Raw genomic sequence first — 17,489 nt, 5'->3', positions numbered from 1 at the left:
TCATAGTGTTTCGGTGGTCATAGCGTGAGGGAAACGCCCGGTTACATTCCGAACCCGGAAGCTAAGCCTCACAGCGCCGATGGTACTGCAGGGGGACCCTGTGGGAGAGTAGGACGCCGCCGAACTAATTTTGATAAAAGAGCTGGTCCCCGAACCCTTTGGTTCGGGGACCAGCTCTTTTTTGTTGCTCGTCACCTGTCGTTCACGTCGTGTGGGCACGATCCCTGACATGGGCACAGTTGAAATGCTGCGAGCCGCAGGCGTCGGTACCGGCGACGAGGTCATCGTGCCGGCGTTCGGGAACGTCGAGGTCGCCGAGGACGTCGTGCGGGCGGGGGCCGTGCCGGTCTTCGCCGATATTCACCCGGAGACGTACTGCATCGATCCCTCCCACGTAGCCGCCAGTCTTGGTGAACGGACGGCCGCGGTCGTCGCCGTGCACCGCTTTGGGCACCGGGCCGATCTCGCCCGGCTGAGGGAGCTGGGCCGGCGTCACGGCCTGCTCGTGCTTGAGGAGCCCGGCGAGTCCGAGAAGTCGTACGACGAGGTGGCTCAACGCCGCGTGCACGCCGCCTATTTGAGCGCGCGGCTCACCGGCGTGCGGACTCCCGTGGGGCAGGAGGGGCACACGTATCAGCAGTACGTGGTGCGGGTGCCCGGTAATGGGCGGCCGGATCGGGACGCTTTCGCGCGGGTGTTGCGCGGGAAGGGCGTCGAGTGCCGGGTGCCGGTGAAGACGCCGGTGCACCGGCTGCCGGGTTTCCGGTTCGACATCGCGCTCCCGGAAACCGAGTTGGCCGCCGACGAGACGCTCGCCCTGCCGGTCGAAGCGGCAATGTCACGGCGGCAGTTGCAGCGGGTCGTGCATGCCTGCAACGCATTGGGCGGATTGCTGCAGCCGGCCTTCTAGGGCCTACCTGGGCGGTGGTTCGCAGGGGCCTCAACATCAGGTAAGCTTTATTTTGTTGCCGAGCGGAAAACTCCGCGAAAGCGACAGGCCCCTATAGCTCAGTCGGTAGAGCGTCTCCATGGTAAGGAGAAGGTCAGCGGTTCGATTCCGCTTGGGGGCTCGTGAATTGAAGGCCCCCGCCCATTGGGCGGGGGCCTTTTTCATGCCCCCGCCGCCCCCTGTCCCCAGGGGGCCCGTCAATCGTGGTGCAGGCCCGGGACGCGCATCGCGAGGATCGCCATGTCGTCCGACGGGGCGTCCGCGGCGAAGCGCTCCACCGCGCGCATGATGCGGGCGGCAACAGCCCCGGCCGTCAGGCCCGTACAGGTGGAGAGGACATCCGCCAGACCGTCGTCGCCGAGCATGCGGCTGCCCTCGCGGCGCTCGGTGATGCCGTCCGTGACGCAGAGCAGGACGTCGCCCGGGTCGAGCGTCAGCGTCTGCTCGTACAGCTCCAGGTCGTCCATGACGCCGAGCAGCGGCTGGGGCTCCGCGTACGGGGCGACGGAGCCGTCCTGGCGCAGGCGGAGCGGGAGCGGGTGGCCGGCGCAGACCATCTTCACGATCGCCGAGCCGTCCTCCTGCGGCCACAACTCCCCGTAGAGCAGGGTGAGGAAGCGGCTGCGGGCGCCCTCGTCGAGGATCGCCGCGTTCAGGCGTTCCAGGACCGCCGGGCCGCCGAAGCCCTCGCGGGCGAGCAGGCGCAGGGCGTGGCGGGCCAGGCCGGTGACGGCCGCCGCCTCCGGGCCCGTGCCGCAGACGTCGCCGATGGCGAAGCCGTACGCGTCGTCCCGGATGGGGAACAGGTCGTAGAAGTCGCCGCCCACCTCGTTGCCCTCGCCGGCCGCGCGGTAGATGACCTCCACCTCGACGCCCGGGACTTCGGGCAACTCCGGTGGCAGCAGGCTGCGCTGGAGGGACTGGCTGATCGCCATGCGCTCCGAGTAGAGGCGCGCGTTGTCGAGGGCCAGGGCGGCCCTGCGGCTCAAGTCCTCGGCCAGCTCCAGGATTTCCTGGCGGAAGTGCTCGTCCGTCGGCTTGCCGAGGGTCAGCATGCCGATGACGCGGTTGCGGGCCACCAGAGGCAGGACGACGGTCTCGCCGCCGACCGCCGAGGCCGTCTGGAGCGTCGTGCCGATGCCGGAGCTGACGCTCGCCGGTTCGCCGAGACCCAGGCTTCTCATGGACGTACGCAGTGCTGCCTGGTGGGCGGCTTCCGCGGGGGCCGCCCAGACGCGTGCGCCCGGGGTCGGGACCGGGTCCGGGGGCGCGATCTTCGAAAGGAGCGCCTTGAGTCCGTCGATGCGCTCCTCGTCCTCGTGCAGCACATAGGAGAGATATGGCTCGGAGGCCTGGTCGGCGATCGTGTAGACCGCGCACCACGTGGCGAGGGTCGGGACCGTCATCTGGGCCATGAGCGCCAGGGTTTGATCCCTGTCGAGCGTGCCCGCCAGGAGATCGGAGGCCTCGACGAGGAAGCTGAGCGAGCCGCGGCGGAGCTTTTCGAGTTCGCCGAGGCGGGCCGACTCGACGGCCAGTGCGATGCGGTCGGCGGCGAACTGCAGGCGCAGCGCCTCTTCGTTCGAGTAGCGGTCCGGGGCCTCCGCCGCGACGCCCAGGGAGCCCGTGAGGCGGCCCTCGACCTTGAGGGGGACCGTGACGACCGAGCGCATGCCCGTGCCGTTCAGGAGCGGGACGGCGCCGGGGACCTGGGTCAGGTCCTCGTGCACGGCGGGCATTCGGGCCGAGCCGTAGCGGTTGGGGCCGACTTCGACGGGCACGCGCGCGAAGCGCTGCCGTGCGGAGGGCAGGCCGGTCGAGGCGCGGACCTCCAGCTCCGTCTCGTCGTCCGTGGCGAGGAGCAGGAACGCGGAGTCGCCGTCGAGCATGTCGCGGGCGCGCTCCACCGTGCGCTGGAGCAGTCCGTCGAGGTCGTCGGGCGCCGGCGAGCCGATGAAGACCTCGAACGGGTCGGAGCCCTGGCTCTCGGAGTGCGCCCCCGGGTCGGGGGAGGGGAGGCGCAGCGGGGTCTGGAGGACCGCCCGCTCGTGGTCGCGCACCAGGAGGCAGACGGTCGACGGGTCGCCGTCGGTGTCGCGGACGCGCAGGTGCGAGGCGTACACGGGCGTCACGCGGCCGTTGGCGGTGCGGATGCCGTAACTGCCCTCCCAGCGCGAGAGTTGGAGCGCGTCGACGATGCCCGTGCTGGTGCCGGGGGTGTGCGGCCAGGCCGCGAAGTCCGTGAGGGGCTTACCGGTGACCTGCTCGGCCGCGTACCCGAACAGCTCCTCCGCGTCCTCGTTCCACCCGGTGATCGCGCCGACCCGGTCGATCTGGACGACGGCTACGCGGACCCGCTCGTCCGCGAGCGGGAGGAGGTTGGTGGGGAGGTTGGGGCCCGCGGCGCGGGTGCCCACCGAGCGCTCGGGGAGGTCGAGTTGGAACCAGACCCGCTTGTGGGTGGCCGAATAGTCCACGCCCCAGCGGCTGGCGAGCGCGGCGCAGAGCTGGAGGCCGCGGCCGCCCTCGCGGTCCGGGCTGCCCATGTTCATGGCGGACGACTGCAGCGGAATCTCGCGCTCCGGATAGCGGTCGGAGACCTCGATGCGGACGTGGTCCTCACTTCGCAGGCACAGAACCTCCGCGGATGTGCCCGCGTGAACCACGGCATTTGTCACGAGTTCGCTGGTCAGAACGACGGCGTCGTCGATGATGTCCGCATGGCCCCACCCTTGGAGGGTGTCGCGTACGAAGGAGCGGGCGGTCGCGACGGAGCGTCCGACCGGCTCGAAAGTGGCAGCCGCGCGCGCGGTGATCACAGAACTCCCTGTACGAGTTGTACTCGATGTCCGAGTGTCGAGGCTCAGGTCTCCCGTACCCATGTCTCGGCCGCCCCTCCGATGCCCGCTCGTTTTCCGCCACCGCCCAGGCCGGGCAGACCGGGGTGGGTGGACAGCCGTATGCAAGGTTACTTACCTTCGCCGTCCATGCGGATGCCGGTCGTCTGTGTTTCCGCCCGGAGGGTGTGCGGACGGTGTGCGAAGCTGCCGAACTGTTATGGCCTGGTTCAGCCATGGTGAAACACTGGGCAAGCTTCCATAGAAGAACGCATTGAAGTGCCGGTGCGGCGGTAGAAGCGAATCCGAGAAACACCCGAGCAACCCGAGCAGTACAGGTCGATCCCTGCGGGAGGGACACAGTGGAGTCTGGCGCAGCGACGCGAAGCAAGAAGGCGCGCGCAGAAGGCGGACAGTCCCTGACAAAACAGCGCAAAACGCGCGGTGGCAGCGGTACGACGACCGTGGATACCGCGGCGCTGAACAGGCTGCTCGCAGGTCTTGTCGCGATGAGAGACGGCAATTTCCGCAAGCGCCTGACCGTCAGCGGCGACGGGGTGATGTCGGAGATCGCGGCCGTTTTCAACGAGGTGGCCGACCGAAATCTGCACCTGACGGGTGAGATGTCCCGAGTGCGGCGCATGGTCGGCCGCGAGGGCAAGCTCACCGAGCGGCTCGAGACGGGCGCCTGTGAGGGCTCCTGGGCCACGGCGATCAATGCGTCCAACGCGCTCGTGGACGACCTCGTACGGCCCGTCTCAGAGGTCGGGAGGGTGCTCTCCGCGGTCGCGGACGGCGACCTGTCGCCCCGGATGGAGCTGCGGGCCCAGGTGCCGGAAGGGAAGCCCGAGGGGCATGGGCATCCGCTGCGCGGCGAATTCCTGAAGGTCGGCCGGACCGTCAACAACCTGGTCGACCAGCTCTCCACGTTCACCGACGAGGTCACGCGTGTGGCCAGCGAGGTGGGTACCGAGGGCAAGCTCGGTGGACAGGCGCGCGTACGTGGAATGTCCGGTTCGTGGAAGGACCTCACGGATTCGGTCAACACAATGGCGTACCGGCTGACCGCACAGGTACGTGACATTGCTCTCGTCACCACCGCGGTGGCCAAGGGCGACTTGTCCCGGAAGGTCACGGTTCACGTCGCGGGCGAGATGCTCGAGCTGAAGAACACCGTGAATACGATGGTGGACCAGCTGTCGTCGTTCTCCTCCGAGGTCACGCGTGTGGCCCGCGAAGTGGGCACGGAGGGTGAGCTCGGCGGCCAGGCGCAGGTGCCCGGTGTGGCCGGTGTGTGGAAGGACCTCACCGATTCGGTGAACCTGATGGCCGGCAACCTGACCGCGCAGGTGCGTGGAATCGCCCAGGTCACCACGGCCGTCGCCAACGGTGACCTGTCGCAGAAGGTCACGGTGTCGGCGCGCGGCGAGGTCGCCCAGCTGGCCGAGACCATCAACCAGATGACGGAGACTCTGCGAACTTTCGCGGACGAGGTCACGCGTGTGGCCAACGAGGTCGGTGCCGAGGGTCAGCTCGGTGGCCAGGCCAATGTGCCGGGAGCCGCCGGCACGTGGAAGGACCTCACCGATTCGGTGAACACGGTTTTCCGGAACCTCACAACTCAGGTGCGGGACATCGCGACCGTCACGACGGCGGTGGCGAACGGTGATCTGTCGCAGAAGGTCACCGTCGACGTCGCGGGCGAGATGCTCGAGCTGAAGAACACCGTCAACACGATGGTGGACCAGCTGTCCGCCTTCGGTTCCGAAGTGACGCGCGTGGCGCGGGAGATCGGTGTCGAGGGTGAGCTGGGCGGTCAGGCGCTCGTACCCGGCGCGGCCGGTACGTGGAAGGACCTGACCGACTCCGTCAACACCGCGTTCCGCAACCTCACCGGGCAGGTGCGCAACATCGCCCAGGTGACGACGGCGGTGGCGAACGGTGATCTGTCGCAGAAGGTCACCGTCGACGTCTCCGGCGAGATGCTCCAGCTGAAGAACACCGTGAACACGATGGTGGACCAGCTGTCGAGCTTCGCCGACCAGGTGACGCGGATGGCGCGGGACGTGGGTACGGAGGGCCGCCTCGGCGGTCAGGCCCGCGTGGACGGCGTGAGCGGCACGTGGAAGGAACTGACCGACTCCGTCAACTTCATGGCCGGAAACCTGACTTCACAGGTGCGGCAGATCGCTCAGGTCACGACCGCGGTGGCGCGTGGTGACCTGTCGCAGAAGATCGACGTGGACGCGCGCGGCGAGATCCTGGAGTTGAAGAACACCATCAACACGATGGTCGACCAGCTCTCCGCCTTCGCGGACCAGGTGACCCGGGTGGCCCGTGAGGTGGGCACCGAGGGCCGTCTCGGCGGCCAGGCGCAGGTGCCCGGCGTCGCCGGCGTGTGGCGCGATCTGACGGATTCCGTGAACGGCATGGCCGGCAACCTCACGGCCCAGGTGCGCAACATCGCCCAGGTGGCCACGGCGGTGGCGCGTGGTGACTTGTCGCAGAAGATCGACGTGGACGCGCGCGGCGAGATCCTGGAGCTGAAGAACACCCTCAACACGATGGTGGACCAGCTCTCCGCCTTCGCCGAGCAGGTGACGCGGGTGTCCCGCGAGGTGGGTACGGACGGCATCCTCGGCGGACAGGCCGAGGTACAGGGCGTGTCGGGTACGTGGAAGGACCTGACGCAGTCCGTGAACGGCATGGCCAACAACCTGACGCTTCAGGTGCGGAACATCGCCGAGGTCACGACGGCCGTGGCGCGCGGCGACCTCTCCAAGAAGATCACCGTCGACGCCAAGGGCGAGATCCTCGAACTCGTCACCACGGTGAACACGATGGTGGACCAGCTGTCGTCGTTCGCGGAGCAGGTGACCCGGGTGGCCCGTGAGGTGGGCACCGAGGGACAACTGGGCGGTCAGGCAAGGGTTCCGGGTGTCACGGGCATCTGGAAGGACCTGAGCGACAACGTGAACCTCATGGCCAACAACCTGACCATGCAGGTGCGCAACATCTCCCAGGTCGCCAACGCGGTGGCCAACGGCGACCTGACCCGGCAGGTCACCATTGAGGCGCGCGGCGAGGTCGCGCAGCTCGCCGACACGTTCAACACGATGGTGCGGACCCTGAGTTCGTTCGCCGACCAGGTCACCAAGGTGGCCCGCGAGGTGGGCACGGACGGCATCCTCGGCGGCCAGGCCCGCGTACCCGGAGTGTCCGGTACGTGGAAGGACCTGACCGAGTCCGTGAACGGCATGGCCTCGAACCTGACCGGACAGGTGCGCAACATCGCGATGGTCACGACCGCCATCGCCAAGGGCGACCTGACCAAGAAGATCGACATCGACGCGCGCGGCGAGATCCTCGAGCTGAAGACGACGATCAACACGATGGTCGACCAGCTGTCGTCGTTCGCCGAGCAGGTGACCCGGGTGGCCCGAGAGGTGGGCACCGAGGGGCAACTGGGCGGCCAGGCACGCGTGCGTGACGTCGACGGCACCTGGCGCGACCTGACCGAGTCCGTGAACGAGATGGCCGGGAACCTGACCCGTCAGGTGCGTGCCATCGCGGCCGTCGCCACCGCGGTGACGCGCGGCGACCTCAACCTCAAGATCGACGTCGACGCCGCGGGCGAGATCCAGGTCCTCCAGGACAACATCAACAAGATGATCTCCAACCTGCGCGACACCACGATCGCCAACGAGGAGCAGGACTGGCTCAAGGGCAACCTGGCCCGCATCTCGGGTCTGATGCAGGGCCGCCGCGACCTCGACGACGTGGCGGGGCTCATCATGAGCGAGCTGACGCCGGTCGTCTCGGCGCAGCACGGCGCCTTCTTCCTGGCGCTGCCGCTGGACGACGGCGCCGACGCGGCGATCGCGGACGAGGACGCGTACGAGCTGCGCATGTGCGGGAGCTACGGCTACTCCATGGGGTCCATGCCGACGGCGTTCCGGCCCGGCGAGACGCTCATCGGGACGGCCGCGCAGGAGCGGCGCACGATCCTCGTGGACAACGCGCCCAGCGGCTACCTGAAGATCGCCTCCGGGCTCGGTGAGGCGCCCCCGGCGCAGGTCATCGTGATCCCCGTGCTGTTCGAGGACACCGTGCTCGGTGTGATCGAGCTGGCGTCCTTCACGCCGTTCACGCAGATCCAGAAGGACTTCCTGAACCAGATCGCGGAGATGATCGCGACGAGCGTCAACACGATCTCCGTCAATACGAAGACGGAGGTCCTGCTGCGGCAGTCGCAGGAGCTGACCGAGCAGCTGCGTGAGCGGTCCGCCGAGCTGGAGAACCGGCAAAAGGCCCTCCAGGCGTCCAACGCCGAGCTGGAGGAGAAGGCCGAACTGCTCGCCCAGCAGAACCGCGACATCGAGGTGAAGAACACCGAGATCGAGGATGCGCGGCAGGTCCTGGAGGAGCGCGCCGAGCAGCTCGCCGTCTCGATGCGCTACAAGAGCGAGTTCCTCGCCAACATGTCGCACGAGCTGCGTACGCCGCTCAACTCGCTGCTCATCCTTGCCAAGTTGCTGGCCGACAACGCCGACGCGAACCTCACCCCGAAGCAGGTCGAGTTCGCCGAGACGATCCACGGAGCGGGTTCCGACCTGCTCCAGCTGATCAACGACATCCTCGACCTGTCGAAGGTCGAGGCGGGCAAGATGGACGTCTCGCCGACGCGCATCGCCCTGGTGCAGCTTGTCGACTACGTAGAGGCCACGTTCCGGCCACTGACCGCGGAGAAGCAACTCGACTTCTCCGTAAGGGTGTCGCCGGAACTGCCCACTACGTTGCACACCGACGAACAGCGCCTCCTTCAGGTGCTGCGCAACCTGCTCTCCAACGCGGTGAAGTTCACCGACTCCGGTGCCGTCGAGCTCGTCATCAGGCCGGCAGGCGCGGACGTACCGAACGCGATCCGCGAACAGCTGCTGGAAGCGGGCTCGTTGACCGAGGTGGACGGCGATGTGGTCGCCTTCTCGGTGACCGACACCGGCATCGGCATCGCGGCCAGCAAGATGCGCGTCATCTTCGAGGCGTTCAAGCAGGCCGACGGCACGACGAGCCGCAAGTACGGCGGTACGGGCCTCGGCCTGTCCATCAGCCGCGAGATCGCCCGCCTCCTGGGCGGCGAGATCCACGCGCAGAGTGAGCCCGGACGCGGCTCGACCTTCACGCTCTACCTGCCGATGCACCCGCGCGAACTGCCGCCCCAGGGGTACGCGCAGCTCGCGCCGACCATCGAACCGGGGGAGCGGCTCGCCCTCGACGCGGCGCCCGAGCCGGCCGAGGTGGAGACCCCGGCCGAGGTGAGGTCCTACCAGGACACCCAGAACGGGCCCGCGGCGCTCTTCCGGCGCCGTCGCAGGTCGACTCCGGCGGAGCCCGAGCGCACGGCGCCGCAGAGCCCACAGGGCCCGCAGAACCCGCTCCAGGGCCAGCCGCTGCCCGCGCAGGAGCGCGCGGACGAGCACTGGGACGGCGGTGGCACGGTGGGTACGACGGGCGCCGCTGAGAGGAGCACGCCCGCGCCCCGGCACGGGCTGCTGTTCGGCGGCGAGAAGGTCCTCATCGTCGACGACGACATCCGCAACGTGTTCGCGCTCACCAGCGTCCTGGAGCAGCAGGGTCTCTCGGTCCTGTACGCGGAGAACGGGCGCGAGGGCATCGAGGTGCTCGAGCAGCACGACGATGTGACAGTCGTGCTGATGGACATCATGATGCCGGAGATGGACGGCTACGCGACGACGACGGCGATCCGAAGGATGCCGCAGTTCGCCGGGCTGCCGATCATCGCGCTCACCGCGAAGGCGATGAAGGGCGACCGGGAGAAGGCCATCGAGTCGGGCGCTTCCGACTACGTTACGAAGCCGGTCGATCCGGATCATCTGCTCTCTGTGATGGAGCGGTGGATGCATGGTGAGTGACCGGAAACCGGAATGTTCAGGATGAGTTGCTGACTGAGTGTGGTCGAAGCCGTGTAGAGACGCGGGATACGGGGAACCTTCTGGTCTCCCACCGCGTTTCTGCTACGTGCACGGTGACATCGCGGTGACAGGGTGTGGCGACAGGCGGGGTGCGGCTACCATGACCGGCACAAGGACGGACGACGCAAGGGAGTCGTCCCCTGGGGTGGCGAAAGGAGCCTCCCCGAGTCCTGCGGACAGGGGCGGCCCCATGCCGGGGCGAGGAGGGCGGGCCATGGTGCAGAAGGCCAAGATCCTCCTGGTCGATGACCGGCCGGAGAATCTGCTGGCGCTGGAGGCCATCCTCTCCGCGCTCGATCAGACACTGGTACGGGCATCGTCCGGGGAGGAAGCGCTGAAGGCGCTGCTCACGGACGATTTCGCGGTCATTCTGCTGGACGTTCAGATGCCGGGAATGGACGGATTCGAAACCGCTGCGCACATCAAGCGCCGCGAGCGGACACGGGACATCCCGATCATCTTCCTCACAGCGATCAACCACGGACCGCATCACACGTTCCGTGGCTACGCGGCGGGCGCGGTCGACTACATCTCCAAGCCGTTCGACCCGTGGGTGCTGCGCGCCAAGGTCTCGGTGTTCGTCGAGCTGTACATGAAGAACTGCCAGCTGAGGGAGCAGGCGGCGCTGCTGCGGCTCCAGCTGGAGGGCGGCGGCAAGGCCGTCGGGGACGCCAAGGAGCCCGCGGGGCTGCTCGCGGAGCTGTCGGCGCGGCTCGCCGCGGTCGAGGAGCAGGCCGAGGCGCTGTCGAAGCAGCTGGACGACGAGTCCGCGGACGCGGCGGCGGTGGCCACGGCGGCCCACCTGGAGCGCAAACTCACCGGGCTGCGCAGGGCACTTGACGCCCTGGAGCCCGGAACCGGCAGCGGAGCGCCCTCGCTGCCCTCCCAGAACTGAACCGGCCGCCCCGGAATCGGGGCGGCCGCTCGGGCTTTGAGGCCACGTCAGTTTTCGCCCCATCAGTTCGCGACACGATCGGGTGAAGCGGTGGGCACGCGTGTCCAAGGTCGGCTCCCCCGGTAACCTCACACCCATGGCCTCACGTCCCGCAGCCAAGAAGACGCCCGCGAAGAAGACGGCGGCGCCGACCAAGGCTCCGGCGAAGAAGGCCGCTGCCAAAAAGGCCCCCGCGAAGAAGGCCGCCGCCAAGAAGCCGGCTCCCAAGCGGGCGCCCGCCAAGAAGGCGGTGGCGAAGAAGCCGGCTCCCAAGGCGGCGCCCAATCCGACCGGGGGCCTGTACAAGCTCGTGCGCGCCCTGTGGCTCGGTGTCGCGCACAGCGTGGGGGCGATGTTCCGCGGCATAGGGCGTGGCGCGAAGGGGCTCGACCCGGCGCACCGCAAGGACGGGCTCGCGCTGCTGCTGCTCGGGGTCGGTCTGGTCTGCGCGGCTGGTACCTGGTCCAACCTTCAGGGCCCGGTCGGTGACCTCGTCGACATGCTGGTGACCGGCGCGTTCGGCCGCCTCGACCTGCTGGTGCCGATCCTGCTCGGGATCATCGCCGTACGGCTCATCCGGCACCCCGAGAAGCCCGAGGCCAACGGGCGGATCGTGATCGGCCTCTCCGCGCTCGTCATCGGCGTGCTCGGACAGGTCCACATCGCGTGCGGCTCACCCGCGCGCGGGGACGGCATGCGCGCCATAAGGGACGCGGGCGGGCTCATCGGCTGGGCCGCCGCGACGCCGCTGAGCTTCACCATGACCCAGGTGCTCGCGGTCCCGCTGCTGGTCCTGCTGACTGTGTTCGGGCTGCTCGTGGTGACCGCGACGCCCGTCAACGCCATCCCGCAGCGCCTGCACCAGCTCGGCGTGCGGCTCGGGGTGGTGCACGACGACGAGGCCTTCGCCGGAGCCACTCAGGAGGACTACGACGACGAGTGGCGCGAGGCCACGCCCGTGCGCTCGCGCAAGCGCTCCGCGGCCGCCCCGCAGTCGTACGACCCGGACCGGGCCGAGGAGGAGGCGTTCGCCAAGCGGCGCACGTCCAGGCGGTCCGTGCAGCCCGCGATGGAACGGCCGATGGACGCGGTCGACGTGGCCGCGGCGGCCGCCGCCGCGCTCGACGGGGCCGTGCTGCACGGCATGCCGCCCTCGCCACTCGTCGCGGACCTCACGCAGGGCGTCTCGGGCGAGAGCACCGGCGAGAACAGCGGTGAGACGGCCACAGGGGACCGCTCGGCACCCGTTCCGGGGGCCAGGGCCAAGAAGGCCCCGGCGGGCGCTCAGAAGGAGCCTGAGCCGACGCCCCCCGGCGTGCCGGACCTCACGAAGTCCGCCCCCGAGTCGAGGGGCGACCTGCCGCCGCGCGCCGAGCAGCTCCAGCTCGCCGGCGACATCACGTACGCGCTGCCCTCCCTCGACCTGCTCACCCGCGGTGGCCCCGGCAAGTCGCGCAGCGCCGCCAACGACGCCGTCGTCGAATCGCTGCAGACCGTCTTCACCGAGTTCAAGGTCGACGCGGGCGTCACGGGCTTCACGCGCGGCCCCACGGTCACCCGCTACGAGATCGAGCTCGGCCCCGCCGTGAAGGTCGAGAAGATCACGGCGCTGGCGAAGAACATCGCCTACGCCGTCGCGTCCCCGGACGTCCGGATCATCTCGCCGATCCCCGGCAAGTCCGCGGTCGGCATCGAGATCCCGAACACGGACCGCGAGATGGTCAACGTCGGCGACGTGCTGCGCCTCGCGGACGCGGCCGAGGACGAGCACCCCATGCTGGTCGCGCTCGGCAAGGACGTCGAGGGCGGCTACGTGATGGCCAACATGGCGAAGATGCCGCACATCCTGGTCGCCGGTGCCACCGGTTCCGGCAAGTCCTCGTGCATCAACTGTCTGATCACCTCGATCATGATGCGGGCGACGCCCGAGGACGTCCGGATGGTCCTCGTCGACCCCAAGCGCGTGGAGCTGACCGCGTACGAGGGCATCCCGCACCTGATCACGCCGATCATCACCAACCCCAAGAAGGCCGCCGAGGCACTTCAGTGGGTCGTGCGGGAGATGGATCTGCGCTACGACGACCTGGCGGCCTTCGGCTACCGGCACATCGACGACTTCAACCAGGCGGTCAAGGACGGCAAGCTCACCACGCCCGAGGGCAGCGAGCGGGAGCTGAAGGCGTACCCGTATCTGCTGGTGATCGTCGATGAGCTCGCCGACCTGATGATGGTCGCGCCGAGGGACGTCGAGGACTCCATCGTCCGGATCACGCAGCTCGCGCGCGCGGCCGGCATCCACCTGGTCCTCGCCACGCAGCGTCCGTCGGTCGACGTCGTCACCGGCCTGATCAAGGCGAACGTGCCCTCACGGCTCGCCTTCGCCACCTCCTCGCTCGCCGACAGCCGCGTCATCCTCGACCAGCCGGGCGCCGAGAAGCTCATCGGCAAGGGCGACGGTCTGTTCCTCCCCATGGGGGCGAACAAGCCGACCCGTATGCAGGGCGCGTTCGTCATAGAGGACGAGATCCACGCCATCGTGCAGCACTGCAAGGACCAGATGGCGCCCGTCTTCCGGGACGACGTCACGGTGGGCACCAAGCAGAAGAAGGAGATCGACGAGGACATCGGCGACGACCTGGACCTGCTGTGCTCGGCGACCGAACTGGTCGTCTCCACGCAGTTCGGCTCGACCTCCATGCTGCAGCGCAAGCTCCGCGTGGGCTTCGCCAAGGCCGGGCGCCTCATGGACTTGATGGAGTCGAGGAACATCGTCGGACCCAGTGAAGGTTCGAAGGCTCGTGACGTTCTTGTGAAAGCCGATGAACTGGAGGGAGTGCTCGCGGTGATCCGCGGGGAGGATCAACCTTAAGGTGATCCCCTCGAACGACGTCACCCGTACGGGCATCGGGGCAACCGTTTCCTCATCGGCTACGTCAAGTTGAGGGGGAGGTAGCCGCGTACGACGCCGGCGGGATGGCAGGCCATTCCGATGGCGTACAAAGTCCGACCGCCCGGTTGCCTCACCCATTCACACCCCCCCTACACTGAACCTCCAGCAGGTGGCTACACGCTCGAAAGGCGCCCCCGTGTCCATCGGCAACTCCCCTGAAGACGACCGCCCTTCGGAAGACCGCAACCCGCACGCGGACGACGACCGGCCGTCGATCGGTCGTGCCCTTCAGCAGGCACGCGTCGACGCGGGTCTGACCGTCGACGAGGTCAGCCAATCGACCCGGGTGCGCATCCCTATCGTGCAGGCCATCGAGCAGGACGATTTCTCGCGCTGCGGCGGTGACGTGTACGCACGAGGCCACATCCGCACGCTCGCGCGTGCCGTGGGCCTCGACGCCGAGCCGCTGCTCGAACAGTACGGCGACGAGCACGGCGGACGCCCCGCGCCGACGCCTGCCACGCCGCTGTTCGAGACCGAGCGGATCCGCTCCGAGCCGCGCAGGCCCAATTGGACGGCCGCCATGGTCGCCGCGATCGTCGCGGTCGTCGCCTTCGTCGGCTACACCGCCTTCAGCGGTGGCGACGGTGACAGTGGCCAGCAGCAGGCCGCCGAGGGCTCCACCCCGGCGACCAGCAAGCCCACGACCAAGAAGCCGAGCCCCAGCGCCAAGAAGCCCACCGATCCCAAGCCCGACCCGACCGACAGTGCCATCGCCGCGGCCCCCGCGGACAAGGTCACCGTCAAGGTGAACGCCTCGGAGGGCCGCAGCTGGATCTCCGCCAAGGACCACAACGGGCGGACCATGTTCGACGGGCTGCTGCAGGACGGCCAGACGAAGACCTTCCAGGACAACCAGAAGATCGACCTCGTCCTCGGTGACGCGGGCTCGATCAAGCTGTATGTGAACGGCAAGCAGATCGAGGACGAGTTCAAGCCCGGCCAGGTCGAGCGGCTGTCGTACACGAAGGGTGACCCCGAGGTCGGCTGAGCCCGGTGATCCGCCGGTAACCCCTCGCGGCGAGGGCTGTCGGTGGGACGAAGTAGTCTTGATTCCATGCCCGAACGCCGTACCGTCGCACTTGTCACCCTTGGCTGCGCCCGTAACGAGGTGGACTCGGAGGAGCTCGCAGGCCGCTTGGAGGCGGACGGCTGGGAGCTCGTCGAGGACGCCGACGCAGCCGATGTCGCCGTCGTGAACACCTGCGGCTTCGTGGAGGCCGCGAAGAAGGACTCCGTCGACGCCCTCCTCGAAGCCAATGACCTCAAGAGTCATGGAAAGACTCAGGCGGTGGTAGCGGTCGGCTGCATGGCCGAGCGCTACGGCAAGGAGCTCGCCGAGGCGCTGCCCGAGGCCGACGGCGTGCTCGGTTTCGACGACTACGAGGACATCTCCGGTCGCCTCCAGACGATCCTGTCCGGGGGCAACGTGGAGGCGCACGCCCCGCGTGACCGCCGCAAGCTGCTGCCGATCAGCCCGGCCGAGCGCCAGGAGGCGGGCTCCGGGATCGCGCTGCCGGGGCACGCTCCGGTGGAGCCCCCTGTCGACCTGCCCGAGGGCGTCGCGCCCGCGTCGGGGCCGCGTGCCCCACTGCGGCGCCGGCTCGGCGGCACCCCCGTGGCGTCCGTGAAGCTGGCGTCCGGGTGCGACCGGCGGTGCTCGTTCTGCGCCATCCCGTCGTTCCGCGGTTCGTTCATCTCGCGCCGCCCCAGCGACGTACTCAACGAGACGCGCTGGCTCGCCGAGCAGGGCGTCAAGGAGATCATGCTGGTCTCCGAGAACAACACGTCGTACGGCAAGGACCTGGGCGACATCCGGCTCCTGGAGTCGCTGCTGCCCGAGCTGGCGGACGTCGACGGGATCGAGCGGGTGCGCGTGAGCTACCTGCAGCCCGCCGAGATGCGTCCCGGCCTGATCGACGTGCTGACGGGGACCGACAAGATCGCCCCGTACTTCGACCTCTCCTTCCAGCACTCGGCGCCCGGCGTGCTGCGCGCGATGCGGCGCTTCGGCGACACCGACCGGTTCCTGGAGCTGCTCGACACCATTCGGTCCAAGGCGCCGCAGGCAGGTGTCCGGTCGAACTTCATCGTGGGCTTCCCCGGTGAGACCGAGGCCGACTACGCGGAGCTGGAGCGCTTCCTGAACGGCGCGCGTCTGGACGCCATCGGCGTCTTCGGCTACTCCGACGAGGAGGGCACGGAAGCGGCGACGTACGAGAACAAGCTCGACGAGGACGTCGTCGCGCAGCGTCTCGCGCGCCTGTCCCGGCTCGCCGAGCAGCTGGTGTCGCAGCGCGCCGAGGAGCGCGTGGGCGAGACCGTGCGGGTGCTTGTCGAGTCGGTCGACGCGGAGGACGGTGTCCTCGGCCGCGGTGCCCACCAGGCGCCCGAGACCGACGGGCAGGTGCGTCTCACGAGCGGCGCCGGTCTGACAATCGGCCGTATGGTCGAGGCAAAGGTGGTCGGTACCGAAGGTGTCGACCTCGTGGCCGAGCCGCTGGAGATCGCTGAGGAGGCGGACAGATGACCGGAGTCCCGGCGTCCGCTGCGGGCGGCACCGGCAGGCCGTCGCCCGGAAGCAAGCTGGGGACTGCGGCCGTCAACCAGGCGAGCCTGTGGAACATCGCGAACATCCTGACCATGATCCGGCTCCTTCTGGTGCCGGGTTTCGTGGCGCTCATGCTGGCCGACGGCGGGTACGACCCGGCATGGCGGGCCTGGGCGTGGGCGGCATTCGCCGTTGCCATGATCACGGATGTCTTTGACGGGCATTTGGCGCGTTCATACAACTTGGTCACCGATTTCGGAAAGATCGCCGACCCCATCGCCGACAAAGCGATCATGGGCGCCGCGCTGATCTGCCTCTCCTCGCTCGGTGATCTTCCCTGGTGGGTGACCGGCGTCATTCTCGGGCGTGAGCTCGGGATCACGCTGCTGCGATTCATCGTCATTCGGTACGGGGTCATTCCGGCCAGCCGCGGCGGCAAGATAAAGACGCTGACGCAGGGCACGGCCGTCGGCATGTACATCCTGGCGCTCACCGGTCCGCTCGCGACGCTGCGCTGGTGGGTCATGGCGGTCGCCGTCGCGCTCACCGTGCTGACCGGGCTCGACTATGTGCGGCAGGCCGTCGTGCTGCGCCGTGCCGGGCTCGCCGAGTCGAAGGCTGCCGCGCAGGCGTCCGCGGGGGCTGCCAAGAAGTGACGTACGAGGCGGTCGAGGCGCTGCGCCTGTTGACGGAGCGGGGGGAGTCCCTCGCTGTCGCGGAGTCGCTCACCGGCGGTCTGGTGGCCGCGGAGCTCGTGGCGGTGCCGGGAGCCTCGAAGGCCTTCCGCGGCTCGGTCACGGCGTACGCGACGGAGCTCAAGCACCGGCTGCTCGGCGTCGACGCGGATCTGCTGGCCGGGCACGGGCCCGTGCACCCCGAGGTCGCGCTGGCCATGGCGGACGGTGTGCGGGACGCGCTGGGCGCGGACTGGGGCGTCGCCACGACCGGCGTAGCGGGGCCCGAGCCGCAGGACGGGCAGCCGGTCGGCACCGTCTATGTGGCGGTCGTCGGGCCCGGAGCTGATCATTCCCAGGGGGCGGCCGATTTCGCTGGTAGCCACAAAGTGGCCGCTCTGCGATTGAACGGCGACCGTTCGGAAATCCGTATGGAGAGTGTACGGAGCGTACTCGGACTGCTCGTCGAAGAGCTGGTCGGAGCACATTCCGGCGAACGTACTGGGAAAGCGCGGGCACAGGATACGGAACAGAACGGGGGGTACAAGCCTCCTCATTAGCTCTCAGAGCCTCTGAACAGCAAACATGCTGGTCAGGGGCT

Annotated in this window: 9 protein-coding genes, 1 tRNA gene and 1 rRNA gene; 10 read left to right on the top strand and 1 reads right to left on the bottom strand. The window is 68.6% G+C overall.

The genetic code is table 11. The features are described from left to right. Nucleotides 1-9 precede the first annotated feature (9 nt). From rrf to ACIA8D_RS37745, 3 genes are all read left to right on the top strand, one after another. Nucleotides 10-125 (top strand): 5S ribosomal RNA (gene rrf / locus ACIA8D_RS37755). A gap of 119 nt (nucleotides 126-244) precedes the next feature. Continuing rightward, on the top strand, nucleotides 245-910 hold the full coding sequence (locus tag ACIA8D_RS37750; RefSeq protein WP_399239289.1) for a DegT/DnrJ/EryC1/StrS family aminotransferase: 666 nt from the start codon (nucleotides 245-247) through the stop codon (nucleotides 908-910). An 87-nt stretch (nucleotides 911-997) separates the two neighbouring features. After that, nucleotides 998-1,070, top strand: a tRNA-Thr gene (locus ACIA8D_RS37745). Between the two features lie 76 nt (nucleotides 1,071-1,146). Here ACIA8D_RS37745 and ACIA8D_RS37740 read toward each other — a convergent pair. Continuing rightward, nucleotides 1,147-3,768 (bottom strand): SpoIIE family protein phosphatase, encoded by a 2,622-nt coding sequence (locus ACIA8D_RS37740; RefSeq protein ID WP_399239285.1) that lies wholly within the window; start codon nucleotides 3,766-3,768, stop codon nucleotides 1,147-1,149. 380 nt (nucleotides 3,769-4,148) lie between these two features. Here ACIA8D_RS37740 and ACIA8D_RS37735 point away from each other — a divergent pair, with 380 nt between their 5' ends. The 7 genes from ACIA8D_RS37735 to ACIA8D_RS37705 all read left to right on the top strand — a co-directional run bounded on the left by ACIA8D_RS37735 (nucleotide 4,149) and on the right by ACIA8D_RS37705 (nucleotide 17,448). Further along, nucleotides 4,149-9,719 carry a HAMP domain-containing protein gene (locus ACIA8D_RS37735; protein WP_399239283.1) on the top strand — a complete coding sequence of 1,857 codons (5,571 nt, stop codon included), beginning with the start codon at nucleotides 4,149-4,151 and terminating at the stop codon, nucleotides 9,717-9,719. A 274-nt stretch (nucleotides 9,720-9,993) separates the two neighbouring features. Further along, complete coding sequence (locus ACIA8D_RS37730; RefSeq protein ID WP_385769324.1) at nucleotides 9,994-10,674, top strand: two-component system response regulator; 681 nt, start codon at nucleotides 9,994-9,996, stop codon at nucleotides 10,672-10,674. Nucleotides 10,675-10,810: 136 nt separating this feature from the next. After that, nucleotides 10,811-13,582, top strand: a complete 2,772-nt coding sequence (locus ACIA8D_RS37725; RefSeq protein ID WP_399239280.1) for a DNA translocase FtsK — start codon at nucleotides 10,811-10,813, stop codon at nucleotides 13,580-13,582. A gap of 217 nt (nucleotides 13,583-13,799) precedes the next feature. Beyond that, nucleotides 13,800-14,654 carry a helix-turn-helix domain-containing protein gene (locus ACIA8D_RS37720; protein WP_399239278.1) on the top strand — a complete coding sequence of 285 codons (855 nt, stop codon included), beginning with the start codon at nucleotides 13,800-13,802 and terminating at the stop codon, nucleotides 14,652-14,654. A gap of 66 nt (nucleotides 14,655-14,720) precedes the next feature. After that, the gene (gene rimO / locus ACIA8D_RS37715; protein WP_399239276.1) at nucleotides 14,721-16,193 is read left to right on the top strand and encodes a 30S ribosomal protein S12 methylthiotransferase RimO; all 1,473 of its coding nucleotides are present in this window, start codon (nucleotides 14,721-14,723) and stop codon (nucleotides 16,191-16,193) included. After that, nucleotides 16,190-16,870 carry a CDP-diacylglycerol--glycerol-3-phosphate 3-phosphatidyltransferase gene (pgsA, locus tag ACIA8D_RS37710; RefSeq protein WP_399239274.1) on the top strand — a complete coding sequence of 227 codons (681 nt, stop codon included), beginning with the start codon at nucleotides 16,190-16,192 and terminating at the stop codon, nucleotides 16,868-16,870. Before rimO ends, pgsA begins: the two co-directional genes overlap by 4 nt. After that, complete coding sequence (locus ACIA8D_RS37705) at nucleotides 16,867-17,448, top strand: CinA family protein (RefSeq protein ID WP_399239272.1); 582 nt, start codon at nucleotides 16,867-16,869, stop codon at nucleotides 17,446-17,448. Before pgsA ends, ACIA8D_RS37705 begins: the two co-directional genes overlap by 4 nt. Nucleotides 17,449-17,489 lie beyond the last annotated feature (41 nt).

Source organism: Streptomyces sp. NPDC051684 (genome assembly GCF_044453445.1).
Taxonomy (GTDB): domain Bacteria; phylum Actinomycetota; class Actinomycetes; order Streptomycetales; family Streptomycetaceae; genus Streptomyces.
The sequence above is the reverse complement of the archived record's forward strand: the minus strand, read 5'-3'. Positions and strand labels throughout refer to the sequence as shown.

What these genes read in the sequence shown, in the direction of transcription:
- ACIA8D_RS37750 (WP_399239289.1), top strand. Translation starts at nt 245, where the DNA reads ATGCTGCGAGCCGCAGGCGTCGGTACCGGCGACGAGGTCATCGTGCCG.
- ACIA8D_RS37730 (WP_385769324.1), top strand. Translation starts at nt 9,994, where the DNA reads ATGGTGCAGAAGGCCAAGATCCTCCTGGTCGATGACCGGCCGGAGAAT.
- ACIA8D_RS37725 (WP_399239280.1), top strand. Translation starts at nt 10,811, where the DNA reads ATGGCCTCACGTCCCGCAGCCAAGAAGACGCCCGCGAAGAAGACGGCG.
- rimO (WP_399239276.1), top strand. Translation starts at nt 14,721, where the DNA reads ATGCCCGAACGCCGTACCGTCGCACTTGTCACCCTTGGCTGCGCCCGT.
- pgsA (WP_399239274.1), top strand. Translation starts at nt 16,190, where the DNA reads ATGACCGGAGTCCCGGCGTCCGCTGCGGGCGGCACCGGCAGGCCGTCG.